This is a genomic window from Flavobacterium sp. GSP27, from assembly GCF_003970395.1.
Classification (GTDB): Bacteria; Bacteroidota; Bacteroidia; order Flavobacteriales; family Flavobacteriaceae; genus Flavobacterium.
Genome location: NZ_RYDP01000009.1, coordinates 34,833 through 56,344, shown reverse-complemented (window position 1 = coordinate 56,344; position 21,512 = coordinate 34,833). Strand labels below are relative to the sequence as shown.

Annotated in this window: 17 protein-coding genes; 1 reads left to right on the top strand and 16 read right to left on the bottom strand. The window is 35.9% G+C overall.

The annotated features are described in order from the left end of the window. Nucleotides 1-30 precede the first annotated feature (30 nt). From EKM05_RS09375 to EKM05_RS09365, 3 genes are all read right to left on the bottom strand, one after another. Nucleotides 31-1,329 (bottom strand): efflux RND transporter periplasmic adaptor subunit, encoded by a 1,299-nt coding sequence (locus EKM05_RS09375; protein WP_126554790.1) that lies wholly within the window; start codon nucleotides 1,327-1,329, stop codon nucleotides 31-33. A 6-nt stretch (nucleotides 1,330-1,335) separates the two neighbouring features. Continuing rightward, a complete protein-coding gene (locus EKM05_RS09370; RefSeq protein WP_126554788.1) occupies nucleotides 1,336-2,706 on the bottom strand; it encodes a TolC family protein in 1,371 nt (456 codons plus the stop codon). A gap of 82 nt (nucleotides 2,707-2,788) precedes the next feature. Next, on the bottom strand, nucleotides 2,789-3,469 hold the full coding sequence (locus EKM05_RS09365) for an efflux RND transporter periplasmic adaptor subunit (protein ID WP_199745211.1): 681 nt from the start codon (nucleotides 3,467-3,469) through the stop codon (nucleotides 2,789-2,791). A gap of 240 nt (nucleotides 3,470-3,709) precedes the next feature. Between EKM05_RS09365 and EKM05_RS09360 the strand changes: the two genes are divergently transcribed. Continuing rightward, nucleotides 3,710-5,119 carry a DUF4403 family protein gene (locus tag EKM05_RS09360; RefSeq protein ID WP_126554784.1) on the top strand — a complete coding sequence of 470 codons (1,410 nt, stop codon included), beginning with the start codon at nucleotides 3,710-3,712 and terminating at the stop codon, nucleotides 5,117-5,119. Between the two features lie 33 nt (nucleotides 5,120-5,152). Here EKM05_RS09360 and EKM05_RS14840 read toward each other — a convergent pair whose 3' ends face one another. From EKM05_RS14840 to sprA, 13 genes are all read right to left on the bottom strand, one after another. Then, the gene (locus tag EKM05_RS14840; RefSeq protein ID WP_317125129.1) at nucleotides 5,153-5,302 is read right to left on the bottom strand and encodes a hypothetical protein; all 150 of its coding nucleotides are present in this window, start codon (nucleotides 5,300-5,302) and stop codon (nucleotides 5,153-5,155) included. 109 nt (nucleotides 5,303-5,411) lie between these two features. Beyond that, nucleotides 5,412-5,996 carry a DUF420 domain-containing protein gene (locus EKM05_RS09350; RefSeq protein WP_126554782.1) on the bottom strand — a complete coding sequence of 195 codons (585 nt, stop codon included), beginning with the start codon at nucleotides 5,994-5,996 and terminating at the stop codon, nucleotides 5,412-5,414. Next, the gene (locus EKM05_RS09345) at nucleotides 5,997-6,683 is read right to left on the bottom strand and encodes an SCO family protein (RefSeq protein WP_126554780.1); all 687 of its coding nucleotides are present in this window, start codon (nucleotides 6,681-6,683) and stop codon (nucleotides 5,997-5,999) included. Between the two features lie 11 nt (nucleotides 6,684-6,694). Beyond that, nucleotides 6,695-7,336 carry a hypothetical protein gene (locus tag EKM05_RS09340; RefSeq protein ID WP_126458498.1) on the bottom strand — a complete coding sequence of 214 codons (642 nt, stop codon included), beginning with the start codon at nucleotides 7,334-7,336 and terminating at the stop codon, nucleotides 6,695-6,697. Between the two features lie 77 nt (nucleotides 7,337-7,413). Beyond that, nucleotides 7,414-7,764 carry a cytochrome C oxidase subunit IV family protein gene (locus EKM05_RS09335; RefSeq protein ID WP_126454166.1) on the bottom strand — a complete coding sequence of 117 codons (351 nt, stop codon included), beginning with the start codon at nucleotides 7,762-7,764 and terminating at the stop codon, nucleotides 7,414-7,416. Nucleotides 7,765-7,785: 21 nt separating this feature from the next. Further along, a complete protein-coding gene (locus tag EKM05_RS09330; protein ID WP_126554778.1) occupies nucleotides 7,786-8,763 on the bottom strand; it encodes a cytochrome c oxidase subunit 3 in 978 nt (325 codons plus the stop codon). 42 nt (nucleotides 8,764-8,805) lie between these two features. Further along, nucleotides 8,806-9,393 carry a cytochrome c oxidase subunit 3 gene (locus EKM05_RS09325; RefSeq protein WP_126458492.1) on the bottom strand — a complete coding sequence of 196 codons (588 nt, stop codon included), beginning with the start codon at nucleotides 9,391-9,393 and terminating at the stop codon, nucleotides 8,806-8,808. Nucleotides 9,394-9,396: 3 nt separating this feature from the next. Next, nucleotides 9,397-10,299, bottom strand: a complete 903-nt coding sequence (gene cyoE / locus EKM05_RS09320; RefSeq protein WP_126554776.1) for a heme o synthase — start codon at nucleotides 10,297-10,299, stop codon at nucleotides 9,397-9,399. A 105-nt stretch (nucleotides 10,300-10,404) separates the two neighbouring features. Beyond that, the gene (locus EKM05_RS09315) at nucleotides 10,405-12,558 is read right to left on the bottom strand and encodes a gliding motility protein RemB (protein WP_126554774.1); all 2,154 of its coding nucleotides are present in this window, start codon (nucleotides 12,556-12,558) and stop codon (nucleotides 10,405-10,407) included. Beyond that, nucleotides 12,548-13,291 carry a deoxyribose-phosphate aldolase gene (gene deoC, locus EKM05_RS09310; RefSeq protein ID WP_126554899.1) on the bottom strand — a complete coding sequence of 248 codons (744 nt, stop codon included), beginning with the start codon at nucleotides 13,289-13,291 and terminating at the stop codon, nucleotides 12,548-12,550. The genes EKM05_RS09315 and deoC overlap by 11 nt, the downstream gene beginning before the upstream one ends. Before the next feature lie 221 nt (nucleotides 13,292-13,512). Beyond that, complete coding sequence (locus tag EKM05_RS14835) at nucleotides 13,513-13,929, bottom strand: VanZ family protein (RefSeq protein WP_126454173.1); 417 nt, start codon at nucleotides 13,927-13,929, stop codon at nucleotides 13,513-13,515. Beyond that, nucleotides 13,868-14,248, bottom strand: a complete 381-nt coding sequence (gene gcvH, locus EKM05_RS09300; RefSeq protein WP_126454175.1) for a glycine cleavage system protein GcvH — start codon at nucleotides 14,246-14,248, stop codon at nucleotides 13,868-13,870. The genes EKM05_RS14835 and gcvH overlap by 62 nt, the downstream gene beginning before the upstream one ends. 93 nt (nucleotides 14,249-14,341) lie before the next feature. Further along, nucleotides 14,342-21,508 carry a cell surface protein SprA gene (gene sprA / locus EKM05_RS09295; RefSeq protein WP_126554771.1) on the bottom strand — a complete coding sequence of 2,389 codons (7,167 nt, stop codon included), beginning with the start codon at nucleotides 21,506-21,508 and terminating at the stop codon, nucleotides 14,342-14,344. Nucleotides 21,509-21,512 lie beyond the last annotated feature (4 nt).

Below are 21,512 nucleotides of genomic sequence, written 5' to 3'. Positions count from 1 at the left end.
AATTCGCATTATTTATCCTGTTTTTCGCTTTTATTTTTTCATAATTTCCTTATCTTTTTTCAGCATCACTTTATCTCCTGAATTCAGTTCCTTAGCGACTGTAGAGTATGGCCCGGTAATGACCACATCGCCTTTTTTAAGACCTGTCAAAACTTCAATATTAGTATCATCCTGAATTCCGGTTTTAATAACTCTAATTTTTGCTTTATCCCCTACTTTTACGAACACACATTCGTATTTTTTATCACTTTTAGGCGATGCTTCTTTTTGTTCTTCAGCTGGATCTGCCACTTTAATCTCTTTGACTGAAGCCGTATCTGACTTTATAACAACAGCACTTATAGGCACTGTCAGTATATTTGTTTTTGTATCGGTAATAATATCAACCGTTGCGGTCATTCCAGGTCTAAAAGGGGAATATGTTTCTGGTCTTCCTTTAAGTAAATCTTGATAAGATTCCTTCAAAATTCTAACTTTTACTTTAAAATTAGTGACCTGATCAGCTGTCAAGGCGGAACTGGCTGAATTAGAAATACTAGTTACCGTCCCTTTAAATTGTTTTTTTAAATAGGCATCTACCTCCACATTTGCTTCATCTCCTACTTTAATTTTTACAATATCATTTTCATTGACATCCACTTCCACTTCCATATTATTTAAATTGGCCACTCTTAAAATCTCCGTTCCGGTCATTTGTTGCGTACCCAAAACGCGCTCGCCCAGCTCTACATTCAGTACTGAAATGGTTCCGTCAGCGGGTGCATAAATGGTGGTACGCCCTAGATTATCTTTAGCCTCATTTACGGTTGCCGCAGCACTTTGAACATTAAAGTAAGCCGTTTGTTTTGATGCTTTAGCAACTTCATAAGAAGCAACTGCTTTATCCCAATCTGATTTTGAGATAATGCCTTTTTCAAATAATATTTTGTTTCTCTCGTAATTTGATTTGGATTCTTTAAAAGAGGCCTCCGCCTGACTCAAAGCAGCTCGTGTGCCTGATAAATTAGAAACGGAACGATTGTATCCTGAAGTATACAAATCCGGATTTATCTTGACCAATAAATCGCCTTTTTTAACGGCTTGTCCTTCTTTTACATTCAAAGAAATAATTTCGCCTGAAACCTCCGATGAAATTTTAACTTCAATTTCTGGTTGAATTTTCCCGGTAGCCGATACGGTTTCAATAATAGTTGAGGGATTGACCTGGGCGATTTCAATTTCTGTTCCCTCATCTTTATTTCCTATAACACCTGCTTTTGAAAGCGTTACTAACAATACAATAGCTGCTACTGAAACACCTAATACAATATAAATTGTTTTTTTTGACATGATAAATTAGTATTTGATAATTGGAATTCCAAAATAGAATTCTAGTATTTTGATTTTAAAAATATAATCGTATTTGGTTCTAATAATTTCTGATTGTGCATTCGTCAGTAAGGTTTGTGATTGATTAAAATCAAATGAATTCATCAAACCTACATCATATTTTTCTTTGGCATAATCGTAAGCGCCTTGTCTCGCCTCAAGTGCCACAACTGAGGATTCATAGGTATTTAGTGCGCCTTTAGCATCTGTAAAGGCAGTAAAAACATTACGCTGCAAATCTAAATCCTGCTGTTCCACTGCAATTTTTGACCGTTCTAAACTTACTTTTGAACGTTCTACATTGTTCCTCACCGAAAACCCATTGAATATCGGAATCGACAATTGTGCTCCAAAAGACTGTCCTTTATTACTATTAAACTGTTCGAAAAACGGAGCTGAATTTTTAGTGCCAATTAGATTCCTCATACTATCAAAGAAAGGGACATCAGCATAAGAAACTCTGCTATTAAAGCTGTAAAAACCTTGTAAAGTAGGTTGAAAAGCTCCTTTGGCAATCTCCAGATCTTTCTGTGCAATCTCCAGATTTGTTCTGGCAATTTTCAGTTCAGTTCTGTTTTCCAATGCTTTGTCATAAATAGCAGCTGGAGTTTGTACCATTATATTATTTTTATCTCTAATGTCAGTATCATCTACTACATCAAAATCTTCAAACTCTTTTAATTGCAACAACTGCGCTAAACTTAATTTAGAAATTAATAAAGCATTATCTGCAGCAATAACATTTTGATTGTTCAATGCTACTGTAGCTTTGATATCTAATAAATCCCCACGAGGAATTGAACCTGCTTTAACTAATTCTTCAGAGCGTACATATTGTTTTTCATTAATTTCCAACTGTTCTTTTTGTACTTTTAGATTTTCTTTATTAAAAAGAATCTGTAAGAAAGCGTTGGCAACATTCAGGGCAATATCCTCCTGCATTTTGAGTAATTGGTATTTAGCCGCCACAATTGAAAGATTAGCTCTTCGAAGTGTATTTTGATTTTGCAGTCCTTTATAAATATCCACTCCAACATTGGCTCCAGCCGAAGTAAACTGCGTCGTTTGGTTCTGCAAAAGCCCTGTTGTAATATCCTGATTCAAACCAATGTTCCAGGAATGTGATGCATTTGCATTTAAAGACGGCAGAAAATTTCCGATGGCTCCTTTTTTATCAATAAGAGCTGTTTTACTATCTAATTCAGATTGCTTGATGGAAATATTGTTTTGAATGGCATATTTCACGCATTCCTCGAGGGTCCATTTTTTGGATTGCGCCTGAATAGACAAACTGAACAGCGTGATAAAAACGAAACTGATATAACTATTTTTTTTCATATATTTTAGATGAAAGTGTAACAAAGGTACTACACATATTTAACATTTTTTAAAAAACTGAATTTCTTTTTTAAGTACAGATTTAGGGTTTCACTTCTTCGCTTTTTAAGCCTTGATTCCAAACTTTAATCGTATCGGAAGCTTTAATTCCACTTTTGATTTCGACATAAATACCATCGCTGATACCCAAGATTAACTCCTTTCTTATAAATTCCTGCGTCCCCGTTTGAATCTCTACGTATGGTTTTTGTGTCTTCTTATCAAATTGAATCAGCGCCACTTTCAGCGCCAATACCTTATCCACTTTTTCAAGTATAATTGACACATTTACTCTCAAACCAGCGCGAATAAAAGTGTTCTCACTATTGGCTAATGATGCTTTGATTTCAAATTGGATGGCACCATTTTCAGTTTTACCTTTTGGAGCAATGTATTGCAATACGGCGCCAAATTTTTTGTTCTCGATAGCGCCAATGGTAATTTCGATGGGTAATTTTTCTTTTATTTCGCCCACTTCTGACTCATCAATTTTTCCCACAAATATCATTCGGCCTACATCTGCAACACTTGCAATTGTTGTCCCTTCATTGAAGTTATTACTTTCAACAACCTGATTCCCTACTTTTACAGGAACAGTATCTAAATTGTAATTCCCGGAATCTGCCTCATCCAGAATTCCAAGTATGTTTAATAGTGTTAATTTCCCTGAACCAGGGGAACCCATAATGGCCACTAGCTCGCCTTCCTTGATATTGAAATTAATCCCTTTTAAAACATGTAGATCAGAACTTCATATTTTATACGATTTGTACAGGTCTTTAATTTCAATCATAATCTGGCAATTTTAAAACACTATTTAATTAGTTTCAACAGTAAATTATACGGAAATAAAAAGAATGACTTCAAGGATTTTAACCATAAGACTTCGTTGCAGATAAAATGTTACACTTTAATCTTAAAAAAGAATAGTTTTATTAATTTTACCGCTTTAAACCCGAATTAAATGCCAAAAACGCTATCAACCCTGCTTACACTCTGTTCTATAATTTTATTTTTTAGCTGTTCGTCAACAAATCAAATTGAAGCTTTGAAACCTGAGCCTGACGACGCAACACCATTAGTCTATGAAAATACTCCGTCCTTTATCAACTTGCCCATCAGTATCAAACTGAAAGAAATTCAAAACCAAACCAACACTCTAATGAACGGCTTGATTTACGAAGACAACAACATTAACGATGATGGCATTGAAATGAAAGTTTGGAAATTGGCACCAATAAGTATCGTGAATGACCCGGAGAACTCAGGAGAAAAAATAAAAACTATTTTACCCTTAAAAGCGGTTGTGAAATACCGAATTGGCACTAAAAAAATGGGTATTGAATTGTATGATACGCGGGAATTCAACCTGAATGGCGTGATCACTTTAGTAAGCGAAATTAGCTTAACCAATTGGAAACTGAATACCACAACACAACTGCAATCATTAGACTGGAATGAAAGCCCAACGATGCGTGTTTTTGGAAAAAATGTTCCAGTTACCTATTTAATCAATCCTGCCATCCAATTATTTAAATCGAAAATCGAAAATAAAATTGATGCCGCTATTGCGAAATCAATGGATTTCAAGCCGAATGTCTTGGCCGCTTTAGAAAAAATTTGCACCCCTTTTCAAATGAGTACTACTTATAACAGTTGGCTTCGTATTGTTCCTATTGAAATTTATTCTACAAATGCCCAACTAAAAAAAGACACTTTTGTGTTGCAAATGGGGATGAAATGCAACATGGAAACCATAATAGGACAAGAACCTGATTCTAAATTTGATGCCTCAAAGATCATTTTAAAACCAGTTACTAAAATTCCAGAAGCCATCACTGCAAATATCATTGCTGTTTCGACCTATCAGGAGGCTTCAAAAATAATGACCAAGAATTTTGCAGGCCAGGAATTTAGCTCAGGATCAAAGAAAGTAAAAGTGCAAAATGTAGCAATTTGGCACAAAACCGGAAAAATGATTATTGCGCTAGAAATAACAGGATCTGTAAACGGAACACTCTATTTGTCCGGATTACCCAAATATAATGAACAAACAAAAGAGATCTATTTTGATCAATTGACCTATGCTTTGGATACCAAAAATAAATTGATGCGCACTGCTAGTTGGCTTGCACAAGGATTTGTATTGCGAAAAATGGAACAATCTTGCCGATATTCCTTGATACCAAATCTTGAAGAGGGTCAAAAAAATATACTGCCTTATCTAAAAAATTATTCTCCAATGCAAGGCGTGTTCATCAATGGAAAAATGGAAAACATTCAATTTCAAAGAATCCAATTGACAAATCAAGCCATCTTAGCCTTTATAAAAGTAAAAGGAACCATCAATGTCGCTATAAACAGCCTGAAATAATTTTTCCATTTTAAAAAAAATAAAAAGTGCTGTTTAACTGGATTTGTTTTTTTTCATTCGATAAATAGCGTAACCAATCCCTGCAACCAGAAGATAAGGAATTACCATTAAATATACAATTCCGTCATTAACCGCCGCTGCTGTAGTGGTATTTCCTTCACTCGTCAATGCTGCGCGACACATCGCACATTGGGCCTTTACAGAGGACGAAAAAAGAAAACAAATTAGTACAAATATAGATACGGACCACTTTCTGATGATACTCTTGGTTTTTGAAATCTGGCTTTTACTTTTAATATACATAATAAGGGGAAATCATTAAATAAACAATTACTCCGGTAACGGCGACATACAACCAGATTGGGAAAGTAATTTTGGAGATCTTTTTATGACTTTCAAAATTTTGTGCTAATGCTCTAACGTACGTAATTAAAACCATTGGAATAATCGCAATCGATAAAATAATATGCGTGATTAAAATCAATAAATAAACGATTCGTAATGATCCTATAGTTACTCTTTCAGAATCCTCTAATATAAGATTATGGTTAGAATCTCCAAAAATAGCAGAAACGGACGTCATGTGATAGGCAACATACATTACCAAGAAGGCAATAGACAATGCAATAGCGCCTGTCATCAACCTTTCGTGTAATTTTCTTTTTCCGTTTTTAATTGCTACTACGGCTGCTACTAACAAAATCGCAGTAACCCCATTAGTGGCAGCATAAATGGGTGGCAAAAAAGAAAGAGGCGCTACATTATATCCCAAATCTTTTAATTTGACCCCAAAGAGTATAGCCACAACCACTGGTATTAGTACCGATACCGCTATAATTAGCGTATTGTATTTTTTTTCTAAAGAACTGTTTTCCATTTACTCTTTTAATAAAATATTAATATCCTGTTGGATGTTCCTTACTCCTTTTTTATCTAAACCATCGTAATATAAAATTGGATTCCCAAAATCATCTTTTCTACAACGAATATTTCCATTCTTATCAATCAAGGCAAACAATCCTGAATGCTCGAATCCACCTGCTGCTTTATTATTTTCCCCAGCATAAAGATTAAATCCCTTATTGGCCAAATTAAAAATATAGGCTTTATCCCCGGTCAAAAAATTCCAATTCGTAGATTTTACTCCTAAAAAGTCTGCATGCTCTTTTAATACTTCTGCAGTATCGTGCTCTGGATCTATAGTAATAGAAACGATCCCAAAATTAGGATTTCCGAAAAAACTTTTTTCAATAAGAAGCATACTTTCATTCATCTTTGGACAAATAGTAGGACAAGTTGAAAAGAAAAACTCTAAAACATAGACCTTTCCTTTGTAGGTTTCATTCGTTATTTTTTTATTGTCTTGATTTGTCAATTCGAATTGTGGGGCTGGACCAATTTTAGTTAGCTTCTCACCTTCTATAACTGCAGGCCTCACACTGTCAAGACGGTCGCCCTGAACCACTTTGTCATTTTTAATTCTATCTACAATTTTTGGAATCGCATAGATGCCAAAAATCAAAATAATAAACGAAATACCGATATATGATTTATTCTTAAACATAAACTATAAATTTAAATTTTTCTACTGGCATTCTTATTTTTCTTCAGAGCAGCGCGATATTCATACAAAATGACTTTAAAATCATCCAGCATTTCATTGCTTAACTCAGCGGGGTGAAACGTATTATACCCCTCTTTGGTATCTTTTACTAATTTCCTCCCTCGAAGATTGCGTTCTTTATCGATGATATACACTTTGGGAGTCCCTAACTTTTGGTCAAGGTTCTCGATCAGTTTTAATTGCTTGTGATACGCTTGAATTTCTTCAGCTGAGGCAAACACAAAACGCCATTGTGCCATATCTGTAAAAGCAGACAAGGCATCAACTACTTTCTTCGCATCTTTCTCAGTCCCTATAGGGCAAATTACTACGAACTGGACATCTTTAAACTTATGATACGTTTGATAAATTTTCTGATTTAGGTTAAAAAGGTTGCCTCGGTTTATCAAAAGATCTGTCCCTGAAAACCCCAGAACGGTAACCTTATCATTTAAACTGATTTTTCCTCCGTCTAAAGTAGACCAATCTCCAAAATCAGCTGTTTTAGGGGTTACAATAGGAAGTTTTGTAAAACTGTTTACACCAGAAGCAAAAAAGAGGTACGCAACGATGGGTAAAATAAAAAGAACAAAAAGAACACTATTTTTTTTCATTGTGACAATGCTATTTATTAAAGTACAAAAATAAAAAAAGGCACGCAATGCGCACCCTTTTTTGAATTAATATCGTGTTAAAAATTCCATTTAATCGTGGAATTTTTAAAAACCTCATGAATATAATCTCCTTCTGTCAAAAGAATGAAAAGCAGGTAAATGATCAAGAAAATTAAAGGCAAAACAACTGCACTTCTTAAACTACTTTTTTCACCCTCCATGTGCATGAAGGCCCAAACTATATAGTACGCCTTATAAATTGTAAGGCCATAAAATATCCAGTTAAGCAAATTCATACCCATAAAATTATTCATGTGAAGAACTTCAGGTTTCAAAATCCCAAGAATAACTTCTATTATGGTAACGGCAGATAATATTCCGAAAACTTTCCAGATTCTGCCTATGTTAGATACGTGTACGTGTGACATGATAATTACTTTTTTTGAAAATTAAACAAGATAGAAAACGGTGAATACAAACACCCAAACTAAATCGACAAAATGCCAATAGAGCCCCACTTTTTCTACCATTTCGTAGCTACCTCTTTTTTCATAGGTTCCAATTAATACATTAAAAAATATAATAATATTAATTATTATTCCTGAAATAACGTGAAAACCGTGAAAACCGGTAATAAAGAAAAAGAAATCAGCAAATAATTTACTTCCATATTCATTTCTGACCAGATTTGCGCCTTCCACAACATAATGTGCCTGACCCAATCTAGATACGGATTCTTCTCTAGAAAGAATTGTTTTCTGTTTGGTTGCGGTCATCACTTCTGTTCGAATCAAAAGTTCAGGATGTGCTTTGAAACCGGCTTGAACCTCGACTACAGAATAGGAAGGTAATGATGGCTCACTCATAAACCATTTGGCTTTATTTGGAGTCAATTGCTCTCTTTCTTCGTGCAGATTGGCAGCAAAATCAGCCAAAGCTACACGATTTCCGTCTTTATCAACAAACTGAAGCAAACTACCTCCTTTTGTTTCAATAGCGCCGTATTCGCCTTTGATGAAATTTTTCCATTCCCAAGCTTGAGACCCTACGAAAATCAAACCTCCAATAATAGTCAAAAACATATAAAGGATTACTTTATTTTTTTTCATTTGATGCCCTGCGTCAACGGCCAAAACCATAGTCACAGATGAAAAGATCAAAATAAAAGTCATTAATGCTACATAATACATCGGAGCAGATACCCCGTGCATAAATGGAAAGTGTGTAAACACTTCATCAGCCAACGGCCATGTCTCAATAAATTTAAATCTAGAAAAACCATACGCGGCTAAAAATCCAGAGAACGTTAAAGCATCCGATACGATAAAAAACCACATCATCAATTTGCCATAACTTGCCCTCATTGGCTCATTGCCGCCTCCCCAAGTTTTCTCTTCACTATTTGCAGTAGTAACTGTCGCTTCCATAAAAATTATTCGTTAAAAAGTTCCCAAATTTACGTTTTTTTCTTATTTAAAGAAATATAAAAACAAAAACAAATAAACCCATAATAGATCCAAAAAGTGCCAGTACATTGCACCTAGTTCTATACCAAGGGTTTGAGATGAATTGTATTTTTGTTTAAAATGATTATAAATTATAATTAGTAGTGAAATCACACCACCAGCAAGGTGAATCAGGTGCACAACCGTTACAACATATAAAAAAGTAGTCGTTATTGAGCTTCCACTTCCCGTGAAATAATACCCGCTTTCGACTATTTCTCCAAAACCTGCAAACTGCAAAAAAACAAACAATATTCCTAATGCTAAAGTAGCTAAAAGAAACATTGTAGTTTGTGTTTGATTGTCTTTTTGAATCGCTTTTTTGGCTAGGTAAAAAGTCACACTACACCCTATAATTGCCGCAGTGCTATAGTAAAAAGCAATTGGCAATTGAAAATTCTTCAACCAGTCGGCTCTTGATTTACTCACTACAAAAGCACTCGTTAGTCCTGCAAACATCATAGTCATACTCACCATAGCAAACAACAAAATCAATTTATAGGATCTTGCCGTTCTTGATTTTTGCTCGGCTGCTGTCATTATCATTTCCATAATTTATCTTAAAAATTTATCAAATATATAGACTAATTGTAACAAAGTAATATAGGCTACACTAACTAACATCAAAGTTTTAGCCGCTTTTGCGGTTCGTAATTTATACAATCGAACGGCATAAAAAAGCATCCAAATACCCAGTAAAAATACAACAATTGCTGCAATTGGCGTGATAAAAAAACGTCCCGTATACCCTAAAACCGGCAATAAGGAAGCCAAAATAAGCCACACTGTATACAGAATAACCTGCAAAGCGGTTCCTTTGTCTTTCTTTCCCGTTGGTAACATAAAGAACCCTGCTTTTTCATAATCTTCGTATAGAAACCAACCAATAGCCCAAAAATGTGGAAATTGCCAAAAAAACTGAATCAAAAACAAGGTTCCTGCCTCTATTCCAAATTCTCCCGTTGCCGCTACCCACCCCAACATAAAAGGAATTGCACCCGGAAATGCCCCCACAAAAACGGACAATGAAGTCATTGTTTTTAATGGCGTATAAACACTTGTGTATAAAAATATGGAAATAGCACCAAACATGGCCGTCTTCGGGTTGATCGTATAAAGCATCGCAATTCCTATAACGGTAAGCAAACTTGCTACCAGCAATGCAGTGCGTTGAGACATTCTTCCCGTTGGAACCGGGCGATTTTTGGTCCTGTCCATCAAAGCATCTAAATCTTTTTCAATTACCTGATTAAAGACATTCGAAGCGCCCACCATACAATACCCGCCTACAGCTAATTTGAACAACACCGCCCAATCTAAAGAGTGCAAATCATAAATCCCAAGCATAAATCCTGCAATAGATGAAAATACGACACTAACGGCTAAACGAGCCTTAGTGATTTCGCGGAAATCGATATAAATAGATTTTAATGAAAGGGTACTTTGTGTTGTGCTCAATGCTAAAGATGATTTGCTTTGTAAAAACTTTTGCAAAAGTAGGGTATCAAAAGGGATTTGACAAAAAACAATTCATAAAAAACTTTTTTAAAATGAAAATGAAAACTAATAGTCAAAATACCAGTTAAAAATATCAGCTCTTAATCCTAAAGTTAGCCAATTAGTGCTCTGATTGAAAGTTGTTTCCGTATTTTTTGAAGGGTCGAAACTCCTGTAAATATAGCTTCCAAAAAACTTTAGGTTGGTTGCCGGATTGACTAAATATCCCCCTTGAAAGTCCGCAATAAAAACAGCTGTTTTATTTCCTTGACCCACTTTTACACCACTGTCAAACGGCCTGTTTTCATCATAATCCTTGTAAATATTTCCTCCATAATTAAAAACATCTTCTGTTGTACCAAAATCTAGGCCTCGAGTTCCCATAGTAACTTTTGCGTCAGCAAAATACCTTCCTTTGTGGTATCGGGCAATTGCAATAAATTCCTTAAAATTTCCGCCCCACTGATGTCCTATACTTTGATTATTATGTCCATAATTTGTGATTGGAGCACTATGAGAATATACATACGGACGAACATGATTGTACTCTAACTTCAATAGTAAATTATCTACTTTGAAAGCATCAAAATATTTAATTCCAAGTTGGTATCCGTATTTATTTTTCCAGCTGTTATCCCGTTTTTTTACATCACCAAGCGAAAATTCATCGAGAACAAACTGTCCGTATAAGTTAATCTGGTTGCTCCATTTGTATTTATAAGTCAATCCTAAAAGCGCATTTCCGGTTCTTGCTGACGAAGCAAATTCGACCGCACGATAAAAAATTATGGGATTCACAAAACTCATGTCAAATCCTCTCTCATTGGTATTTGTCCAAATCACAGATTCGAAGAAACCTAGATTCAGCCTGTTCGAAACATTCCAACTCAAATAATGGTTGGCCATAAACTTCGTAGCGTAGGTTCTTTCCAGCGTAGCGTCCGGGCGAACGTCTTTAAGCCACATATAAGTATTGGTATATTTTATTTTCCAAAAATTAGTATTCAATTTAAAATAAGGATAGGGACTGGCGCCATCACTTTCTAACAAAGAGCGATAACCATCCCCAATAAAATTTCTTCCGTAACCCAATTGCATATCAATATGTTTGCTGGGCGCAAAAGTCAAATTGGCTTCGGCCAAAGGAAAATCATACGAATCCGTTTTGAAATCTTTTGCAATTCCGATTCCCGGAATAATCGCAGGATTGCCTCCATCCGGTTTGATTGACTCAGCATACCGATTGTAATAATCCGCAAAACGACCCTGACTTTCAAAAATGGTTGTGGTAAAATTGAGTTGTTTTCCTATACCACCACGAAAATTTATCCCCCGTGTATTTACATAAGTATAAGAAGCCTCCGTTTGGGTAGCCTTCCCAAGCTGCAGGTCAAAAATAGGGTTAACTGTAAACCAATAGTCTTCCCCTTGAATTGCAACTGTACTCTCATTCCATAGTTTTCTGGCCCACCAGCCGGAAACATTCTTTTTCAGCTTTTCATTGGCTCCTTTTAAGTCATAATATTTTGACACCTCCGTGTATGTATATGGTTTTGATGCCGTATGATTATTGCTCCCCACTTGATTTAACGAAGCATCAAATTGCGCATAATAACTGTGTGAAAAGGGCACATTCAAATGGCTATCAAATTCAGGGTTATTAAATTTTTTATACACGATGCTATCCAGTTCTGTTACCTTTTTATTGCTACTAGGCAGGAATTCGGCTTTCGCCAAAGCTTCAGCAACAACTTCTTCCCTGTTTTTTAAAGGAATTGCAATCGTCATTGTAAACTTATTATAGGTGGGGTTGCCGTTGTAGGTTGAGGGTTGAATTTTAGGCAATTTTGCAAAAACTCTTTTGGTTTCCTTTATCAGGTCTTGCGCTATGGCATCTACATAAATCACTTTAAATACCCCCGTATTATCTACTTCAAAGAGCACTTTTACCGCTCCTTGAAAATCATTTTGGACTAGGTGCTCTGGAATTTCAAAGTTTTGAAAAACAAAATCCTGAACCTGATTATAGAAACACGTTTCTAATGTTTTGGATTGCAAGTTTACACAATCTGGAAAAACAGGAAATCGTTCGGCTGAATTTCCTGACTCTTGCAGTAAACTATTAATCTGCTGAGCGTTTGTATAGAAAGAAGACAGGAACAAAAGCATTACAAACACTGTTTTTTTTACCTCAATTTCCTTTATAAATCTAATATTCATTGTGTGAATTTTGACCGTTAGCAATCATTTTAGCTCCCGAAGTTCCTATTCGTCTTACGCCTAATCGGATCATTTCAACAGCTTCCTCATACGTCCGCACTCCTCCGGCAGCTTTTACCGGTAAAGGCGACGCATTTTCGAGCATCATTTTTATAGCAGGAATCGTAGCGCCATTGGGCAGATTATTTTCCGTTTTATAAAATCCGGTTGAAGACTTCACAAAAATCGTAGCGAACAACTCTTGCTGAAAATTAGAAACAATAACATTTTTAATCAAACTTGATAATTGGATGATTTCTTTATCATTGAGCGCTGCAACTTCAATAATCCACTTTACAACTTTCTTTTTGGCCAATCCCAATTGCGTGCACTTTAGAATTTCATCTTTGACCAAGTCAATTTCACCATTTTTGAAGGCTTCATAATTACAAACAAAATCCAGATCATCAGCCCCATTATCTATAGCCTGTCCGGCCTCAATCAACTTCTGTTCAATTGAAGATTTGCCCTGCGGAAAATCAATTACAGTTCCTATTTCCAGATTTGAATGTGCCGAAAGAATCATTTTTCTAGCTAAAGGAACCATCTCGGGACGTATCATAATGAGTTTAAAGCGTTCCTCAATGGCTTCCTGAATAAATCCCTGAGCCACAAGCGTATTTTCTTCATGACTGAGACCCGCTTGTACCGCAGTTTTCAAATAGGTTGAGTCTAAATATTGCTTGATATCCATAGCGATTTTGATTTCATAATTATAGTGAACTCTGACTGACAAAAATACATTTTATATGCACATGAGCTTAGTGCTAGATCGTACAATTTAATTATTTTTGATACTACAACTGATACTTTCACTACATTAAAAATAGTATAAATCCTGTTCCGTAAAACCGCAACTCTTCTAGTGCCTAAAACATAAAATCCCACAAGAAGTGGGACTTTATCTTTGTGTTTTTATTTCTTAAACAGCACCGCGATTGCTACTGCCAGCACCGCTCCGGATGTATTTGCTGAAACATCATATATGTCTGCATGTCTGGAAAGGGTAAACAACTCTTGTGAAATCTCGATTACTATTCCAAAAAAAAAGGAAAACAAAAAAGAAAACACTAACGGTTTTAAACTATTCGAACTGCTTATCTGTTTTTTTAAAAACAAATAACAAAATGACGTTAGTACAAAATGAAAAAAAGCATGGACATATTTATCTATATTGGACACATTCCCAAGAGGGACATTGTTCAATTGTATTAAACAAAAAAAGGCAATAATTCCAGCCCATACAATAGCTGCCCACAAAAATAGTTGCTTATGCACCAATAATTTCTTTATACGAATCACTCGAAAGAAGCGAATCAAATTCAGCAACATTAGTTACTTTAATTTTTACCATCCATCCGGCGCCATAAGGATCTGAGTTGACACTTTCCGGAGTGTTCTCTAGTGCGTCATTAAAAGCGATAATTTCTCCTGAGAGAGGAAGAAACAAATCAGAAACCGTTTTAACCGCTTCCACAGTCCCAAAAACCTCATCTTTCTCTAAAGTCTGATCTAAAGTTTCCACCTCAACATACACGATATCACCTAATTCTTTTTGCGCAAAATCAGTGATTCCTACTGTTGCAATATCCCCTTCAAGGCTTACCCATTCGTGATCTTTTGTGTACTTTAAATTTGCTGGTATGTTCATATTATTGTAATTGATAATTATTAAATGATAATTTGAATTTTATGTGACAAATGTAGCAATCTCAATTCAAATCTGGTTTAGATTTAAAGAAAATTAATTCCCAAAATTATACCGAAGTGTAAACCCGGAACGAACATTTGTCAGTGGAAAAGAAGTCGAGATTACTGCTTTAGAAAAAGAATGATCGTAATAGAAAATAGCCGTAAGGTTTTTACTAAAGGAATAATCAGCTTTTACGGTAAGTGACCACAAATTTTGACCGCCTGCCAGCTGATTGTTGTTATAATCCAAGTACCTTACAATGGTTTGATTGTTCCGATAGGACAAATCTGCTTTCAAATTAATATCGCTTTTTATTATTCCTGTGGGATTATCTGCGAGTCTGGAAGAAAAAATAACATCTTTGAAACGGTAGCCTAGCCCAACCACATATTCAATTCCTTTGACTTCGGTCAATAAATTATTATCAAAACTCATGGATAACGCTCTGTCTTTTTTGATTTCGGCCAATACTTTCAAGGAACTTTTCAGTTCAAAATCCATTCGCAACAACGGATTAAATTGCTCTACTAAATTGATATTAGACATGATGGTTTGATTAAAAAAATTACCACTTGCATCAGTTCCGTCGGGTGTTTTATCGTATTCAAAATTTGATCTGAATGCATTTATCGTATATGAAGCCCTGTAATTATGCTGCAGGGAGAATCGTTTGAAATTCTTTTTAAAAACTTCATAACGCATCAGTCCATTATATTTCACAGCCCAGTTTGGGATTGGAAAATTTCTAAAAATTCCCAGCGAAACAGCGGAAGCATCTCCCCCGGAATAAGCAGCTAAAAACGCTGGTAACAATACGGCCTGATTATTTTTTCCATAACCCAAAGGGAATCCTTCCGGATCCAGGTTACTCGGATTATTAATGTCGATGCCGCGCTGTGTTGCCAGTCGATTTGCCACAGTAAGCCTGTTTGATCTAAAGTCATCAAATGCAGCTGATATATTTTCATCACTACCCGAAAAGGAAGTTTTTATCAGAACGGTCGATATCGAGAAAATCCCGGCAGTGTAGGGAGATCTTGCGTTATAAACGCCATCGGTAACGTCATATTGTTCCGAAAAATTTTCAGAGTAGGCCCGGTCTAAAGTCAAATCAATTTTTAAATCCGGCAGTAAATCTACATTTGCTGTAGCTTTAAATAATTTATTTGTCACTCGGGAAAAATTTTGGTTGAAATCCGGATAATTGGTCAGCCATCCATTTTTTGCTGCTTCAAAGCGAACATCATCCTGACTTCCAAAAATAAATCCTAACGATGGTCTTGAAGAACCCAGAAACCCCACGCTTGGTGTGTATCCCGGCAAAACGGTACCGCTATTGTGTGTATAGGTCATCTGAATGTTTTTGACACTAGTCAACATCCCAATCAAACCATCTACAAATGGATTGTTTTTTGGAGCTTGGTTTGCATTCCTATTTACTATTTTTTCTCCCGGTTTTGGAGCAGTCATTCTAGGTTTAGGTACTGTCTTAGTACTGTTTTTGGCAAGTCCTAAATATTTATACAACAAATCCATATTGAATGTTGCATTCAAATTATTGGAATTTGCATTTTGAACGGTATTTCCCAGATTATAATTAGCGCCTTCAATTTGTATTTCTGACAAAGCATTAGAAGTACGCTGCCAGCTGTAATCACCGGTATAAGAATACGTTGCTTTTACAAAACTGAACAACGGAATTTTATTAATTGGAATTTCATAATTCAAAACCAGTTGTTGCATGTGTTGATTTGGATCTCCCATGTCCCAATAACTATCCCAAATTGTAAACGTATCAATAGGCTCATTATTCTCGTTCAAATAGCTTTTTACAATATTGCTGGATGAAGCGGTATAGTTTAATTTCAGTGATTTTGTCAAATTATAATTAAATCCATATTGGTAATTAAAAGCAAAATTTCTGCGATACAACGGATCAAGTCCTATGCCTTCTACCTCAACCTGTCTGAATTGCTGACGGTTGTATTGTCTAATAATATTGCTGTTAAACGAAATATTTGAAGGCAAATAATTAAAATTAAAATCACTCAGTAACTTCCAATAATTACTGTTTTTCATGAACTTAGTTTTCTTGAACGGCTCCACTGATTTAGGCTGAAATGTGTACGCATAATCTACAGAAGAGTTTACCTGTTGATCCACATAATCTTCGATTTCAAAATCATGTCTTTCTACTTCATTAAAAGATTGCGAAAAAGTAAAGTTTTCCGGGTCGTAAACATGCTGTTTTTGTTCCGGACCACGTTCTTTTCTAACCCCGATAAAGTTTATGCTTTTGCGTTTTGTATAATCAATAGCTCTACTGGCAATATTATCTCTTTGATTTTGATCCGTGGTTTTATCCAGTAACTGTTTTAGTTTTATATCTTGATTAAAAGGATCGTATTCCGGCGTTATCGTTTCTTCGCCTATAGCGTAATTAAAAGGCAGGTTAATCTGCCATTTTGGAGGCAGTAATTTTCCTAAATTCACATTAGCAACAATAGTATACTGTTGCGTATCTTCTCTGCTTCTTTCATTTGGGCCTTGCTCCAATGCTCCAAAACCAATAGTGCTTTTTCTACCGGAAGCTGAAACAGTGGCGAAATCAGCTAAATTTGAATCAATATTCAACACTGCGGCCATTCCGCCTTTGTTATCCATATCGGCCAGGCGAAGTTCATTAAACCAAACTTCTCCTTTAATATCGTTGCGGGCATCATTGTTTTTTACCCCAACCATTAAGGTTCGCACTAACCCAAAATTAGGATTCCCCTTAACTCCTATTCTTAATTTATTTATTTTATTGCCCAGGGAGGAATCCAATTCATCTTCATTTTGATAATAAATCCCATCTACTGGCAGTGTGGCAGGATCGATACTCATAGCCAGAATCTTCAATTGCGTTAATAAAGCAAGTGACAAATCAATTTCATTCTCTGCGGGCCAAACTGTTTCGGCACTCAAAGGCGAGCAATCAGAATTAGATGCTGATGATGGCGTGGTGACTTTTAAAGGAATTTCAATTTGGTAAAAATTCTGGGTAAAATCATTTCCAAAACGAATGAAACCTACCATTTGATTTTCTTGAAGTGCAATTTCGTTTGGTAATGATTCTGCATGCAAAAACATTTTTAATTTCTTGAATTGGCGCATATCAATACTAACATTTTTAAAAACGGCTCTGGAGTCTAATGGTTCCAGTCCGTTTCCGGATACCCGCAAGGCTAATGATTGTTCGTTTTGATTAATTACCGTGTTGTTATTAAACAGCTGTTCACGCGTTACGCCCGGTGGAGTAATGTAATTAACAGGACATCTTTGGTTGTTTTCCTGAACATTTACGGCTAAAACATCTAAATTAGTATTGTCATCGTCTATGTTAGTATCATTAAAATCAAGGGTATTGGTATAGCGTCTCCATTCTCCTCGAACTAAATCTAAGGCTCCAAAACGAACCGTTACTTGATCTTCAAAACCGGTCATAAACATTCTCATGAACCGTATGGATCTAAAGTCGGAAATATTTCCTATTGTGTTTTCAGGTTGCGAAACCGGAATTTTAAACTGCAGCCATCGGGCCTCTGTATTTGAACCATCGGGCAAGGTCACTTGCGTATTTCTAATATCCGTAATGTAATTTTGTCCCACGGCCATATTGGGCTGGACAGTAATGCTGTATTCATAATACGCATTAATGGTATTCATCGTATTATCCTTATTGATATCCTCGACATCAGGAAGAGTGGTAGACCCTCTGTTAGGATCATTGATATCTACTGTTGAGTTGCCATCAGTACCGTTGTACATTTTGTATCGATCAATAATGCCGCCTGATGCATTCAAGTAAAAAGTATAGTCATCTGCCGCTGGATCCAGCTCAGAAGCAAAATTAGTATATACTGATCCTTCATTAGCATTAGACAAACCATCTAAACCAATGTCTTGATTTTTTCTATTATCAACATTTGTGTCAAAAGCATAAATCAATGATTGAGAAGCCGGGACATCGCCCCATATTGGCTGTGGATTTGCCACTATCTGATCCGGTCCTAATCCGTTTTCATATTGTTTTCTTCCATCTTTCAGGACATCCTCTGATATCTCTCCTAAGTTGAAGTATATTTTACCCGTATTTGTTTGTGCTGCCTGACCATTTCCTACATACGGATCTAAAATCCAAAACTGGATGTATTCCACATTTCCTTGTTCGAAATTAGTCGAATTTAATGCTCGCATGATTCCACCAAAATTGTCTTTGGCATTTGCACCAACATTTAGGCTGTTGTTATATGGCCCCCGTTCTAAAGGATAATAACTTAAATCTAATGTGTTTATCACTTGTGATTGCCCTTGGGCGATATCTGTCAGGGGATACAATTCCTGACTAAAGATTCTTCGGGTAGAATTAAATGAAAGGTCTTCATTAGAAACACCGGATGGTTTTTGTGTATAAAATATCGGATCTATAGAATACCATGATAATTTAGCCCTTTTAAACCCGTAACTTAAGTCATTGGCACTGGCATTAAAATCATACGTACTAGTTGTGTTTTTTTCTGGGGTTGATGCAAGACTCCAAGAATATGGGCTTCGCATATCAATAGTAGATTGAGTTCCTTCAAAATCATCTACATAAATCGTAGATTCACCCTGAAATTGATCTGCTTTAGGCGAATCCGGTTTCAAGAAAGCAACTTCGCCTCGTATAGAAAGATTAGAAGGCACATCCGTATCCAGATTGGGTAATTTATTTACCAATCGAGTCAAGAATGGCACTTCGGTTGAAAAATTAGTATTAAATCCAAAAATAGTATTGTTGACCGATTCCTGTCCAAAACTCGATTTTTGAGTAAATGGCCTTTCGCTCATTTTCAAAAAAGTGGCTCCAACCACAAAATTATCAGCAATTTTATGCTCTACATTTACACCCATAAACCGCCTGGTTTGCTGGCCAAAAACAGAGTTGTTTTCCAATGACACCTCAATAGGCGTATTAGAGGCTTGAAGTGAAGCATCTAAAATCTGTACGCGACCCAATTGATAATTGACACTGTAGTCAATTCCTTCTACCAGAACCCTTCCTGCTGCGGTCACTACAACAGAACCTCTAGGAACATTAAAAGCGCCAATTGGTATTCCATCACCACCTGTAGATTTGTATTTCCCTCTTAATAAGAACTTATTTTTCTCACTATCCTGCAAAGCCCCTGATTGGGTGTTGCGGTACATATTGCGGAACACATATTTTTTCTGATTCTCATTATAAGAACTTACATTGTTATAATTTTCTATTAAAGCGGGGTTTGCTAATTTAGAAAACAACAATTCTCCAAACGGTTCTTTTGTGGTAAAAATAATTCTTCCGTTTTGAGCATCTATAGTCAGCCCTGGCATAAAGTCAAAAAAACCATCACCTCCGGCTTGCGGATCATTATTGAAATTTAATTTGTCTAAATTAAAGACTTTCAACAATGGTGTGCTGGTAACGGTATAGTCTTTTGGGGGAATTTCATTTTTATTGTTAGCATCCGGAAAAGGACTTCCGGATACTTCCGTAATATAGTTTAGAGGCGAAGGATCCGTGTAGAGAATATTAAATCTGAAATCTTCTTGTTTCAATTGATAGCCCCCTTGAATCTGATAGATATTTTTCATCATCAGGTTCCAAATAGGGTTTCTAACGTTAGTCAAATTACTTTTCAGCATTTTCAATATCAAACTTTGCGAGATAACCGCTTGATTTGAGGAACCATTCCCCGTAACCACCGTTGCATCTACTCCATCATTACCAAATTCCCCCACTTGATAGACCTGATCGCCTATGGTATATTGATACGCCACTGCCAGAACCTCATCATTTGCGAGTCGTTGTTGCAATGAAATATATCCTAATTGTGAATTAAAAGTATATTCATTTGGATTCAGTTTTCGAGCATTTTCTAGTTTAGAATAATCCTGTGCTTCACTTACTGTCACATTAAAACCGGAGTTTGCCGTTACAATTTCACGTATATTGGGATTCAGCAAACCTCCTCCTGTAGTAATTTGTGCCGGATCATAATCATTATTTGAATTGTCAGCAGGAGAATCTAAGGGATTATTAAAAATACCTGTTGATGGATCTAAAACAACTACTTCGTTGTCTGCCAAACCCGATAATTGTCCTTCCCCTAAATCCTGAAGTGCAATAATATTTCTAAGGTTATTATTCGTGGTCGTGACACGGTTTTGCTTATTGGTTACCCAAATTTCGATTCGGGAGATCTGAACTCTACTGTCAATAAAAGGATAATTTGCCAGGGATTTATCATACCTGTTTCTAAAATATTGGGATAAGAAAAAATGCCTGTCACTATCATAATCTAAGGCAAACATCTCAAAATCTTCAATTGTGCCTCCACCTTGAGCGATTAAACTTTTAGTCTGCGATTTTTGTTCCGAAAAAACACCAGTGACTGTTGTTTTCCCAAACTGTAATTGTGTTTTTACACCAAATAGACTTTGTGCTCCCCGGATCAAGGAACTATTCAATGGCATGCTGACATTACCCACTTCTATTTTTTGAATAATATCGTCCTCTGATGGTGCATATTCCAGCTTGATCAGGTTTTGAAAAGCAAATGTTGACTGCGTATCATAATTTACATTTACATTGAGCCGAGTCCCTACCTTTCCCATCAAACTCATGCTAATTCTTTGATCAAAATCAAATGAAGTAGTAGTCCTGTTTCTCGGGGAAAATGAGGGATTGTCTTGTTTGGTATACCGCATTCCTAAATCCATTTCAACAGATCCGGTAGGTTTTACATCAATGGTATTGCTACCAAAAACAGATTCAAAAAGCCCTGATTTTACATAATATCGAGGTAATAAATCTCTTTTAGCAATTTCACTTCCTTCCTTTTTTCCGTCAATAGCGTCTACTTTTTTCTTGAAATAATCCCGCATGGATTCCTTCAAAACAAGATTTTCATACTCTTTTGGTGTTAAAATAATAGGGTAATTAATAGAAAAACCATCCACGGAATTTGTATAGATGTACCTGTCAGTTACAGGATCATAGGTATATGCCGAAAGGACACTTTGAGGATTTTTTAACTGTACCTTCCCTATAGAAAATCCGGTTTTTACGGTATCCTGAACTGCCTGAGTTACTTGTGCATTTGACATAAAACCACAAAATAAAACAAGTGAAAAAATACAAATTTTATGCATACAA

Bases quoted from the DNA above. Each gene is read 5' to 3' on its own strand.
- EKM05_RS09375 (WP_126554790.1), bottom strand. From the start codon at position 1,329: ATGTCAAAAAAAACAATTTATATTGTATTAGGTGTTTCAGTAGCAGCT.
- EKM05_RS09370 (WP_126554788.1), bottom strand. From the start codon at position 2,706: ATGAAAAAAAATAGTTATATCAGTTTCGTTTTTATCACGCTGTTCAGT.
- EKM05_RS09360 (WP_126554784.1), top strand. From the start codon at position 3,710: ATGCCAAAAACGCTATCAACCCTGCTTACACTCTGTTCTATAATTTTA.
- EKM05_RS14840 (WP_317125129.1), bottom strand. From the start codon at position 5,302: ATGTGTCGCGCAGCATTGACGAGTGAAGGAAATACCACTACAGCAGCG.
- EKM05_RS09350 (WP_126554782.1), bottom strand. From the start codon at position 5,996: ATGGAAAACAGTTCTTTAGAAAAAAAATACAATACGCTAATTATAGCG.
- EKM05_RS09345 (WP_126554780.1), bottom strand. From the start codon at position 6,683: ATGTTTAAGAATAAATCATATATCGGTATTTCGTTTATTATTTTGATT.
- EKM05_RS09340 (WP_126458498.1), bottom strand. From the start codon at position 7,336: ATGAAAAAAAATAGTGTTCTTTTTGTTCTTTTTATTTTACCCATCGTT.
- EKM05_RS09335 (WP_126454166.1), bottom strand. From the start codon at position 7,764: ATGTCACACGTACACGTATCTAACATAGGCAGAATCTGGAAAGTTTTC.
- EKM05_RS09330 (WP_126554778.1), bottom strand. From the start codon at position 8,763: ATGGAAGCGACAGTTACTACTGCAAATAGTGAAGAGAAAACTTGGGGA.
- EKM05_RS09325 (WP_126458492.1), bottom strand. From the start codon at position 9,393: ATGGAAATGATAATGACAGCAGCCGAGCAAAAATCAAGAACGGCAAGA.
- EKM05_RS09315 (WP_126554774.1), bottom strand. From the start codon at position 12,558: ATGAATATTAGATTTATAAAGGAAATTGAGGTAAAAAAAACAGTGTTT.
- deoC (WP_126554899.1), bottom strand. From the start codon at position 13,291: ATGGATATCAAGCAATATTTAGACTCAACCTATTTGAAAACTGCGGTA.
- EKM05_RS14835 (WP_126454173.1), bottom strand. From the start codon at position 13,929: ATGTTGCTGAATTTGATTCGCTTCTTTCGAGTGATTCGTATAAAGAAA.
- gcvH (WP_126454175.1), bottom strand. From the start codon at position 14,248: ATGAACATACCAGCAAATTTAAAGTACACAAAAGATCACGAATGGGTA.
- sprA (WP_126554771.1), bottom strand. From the start codon at position 21,508: ATGCATAAAATTTGTATTTTTTCACTTGTTTTATTTTGTGGTTTTATG.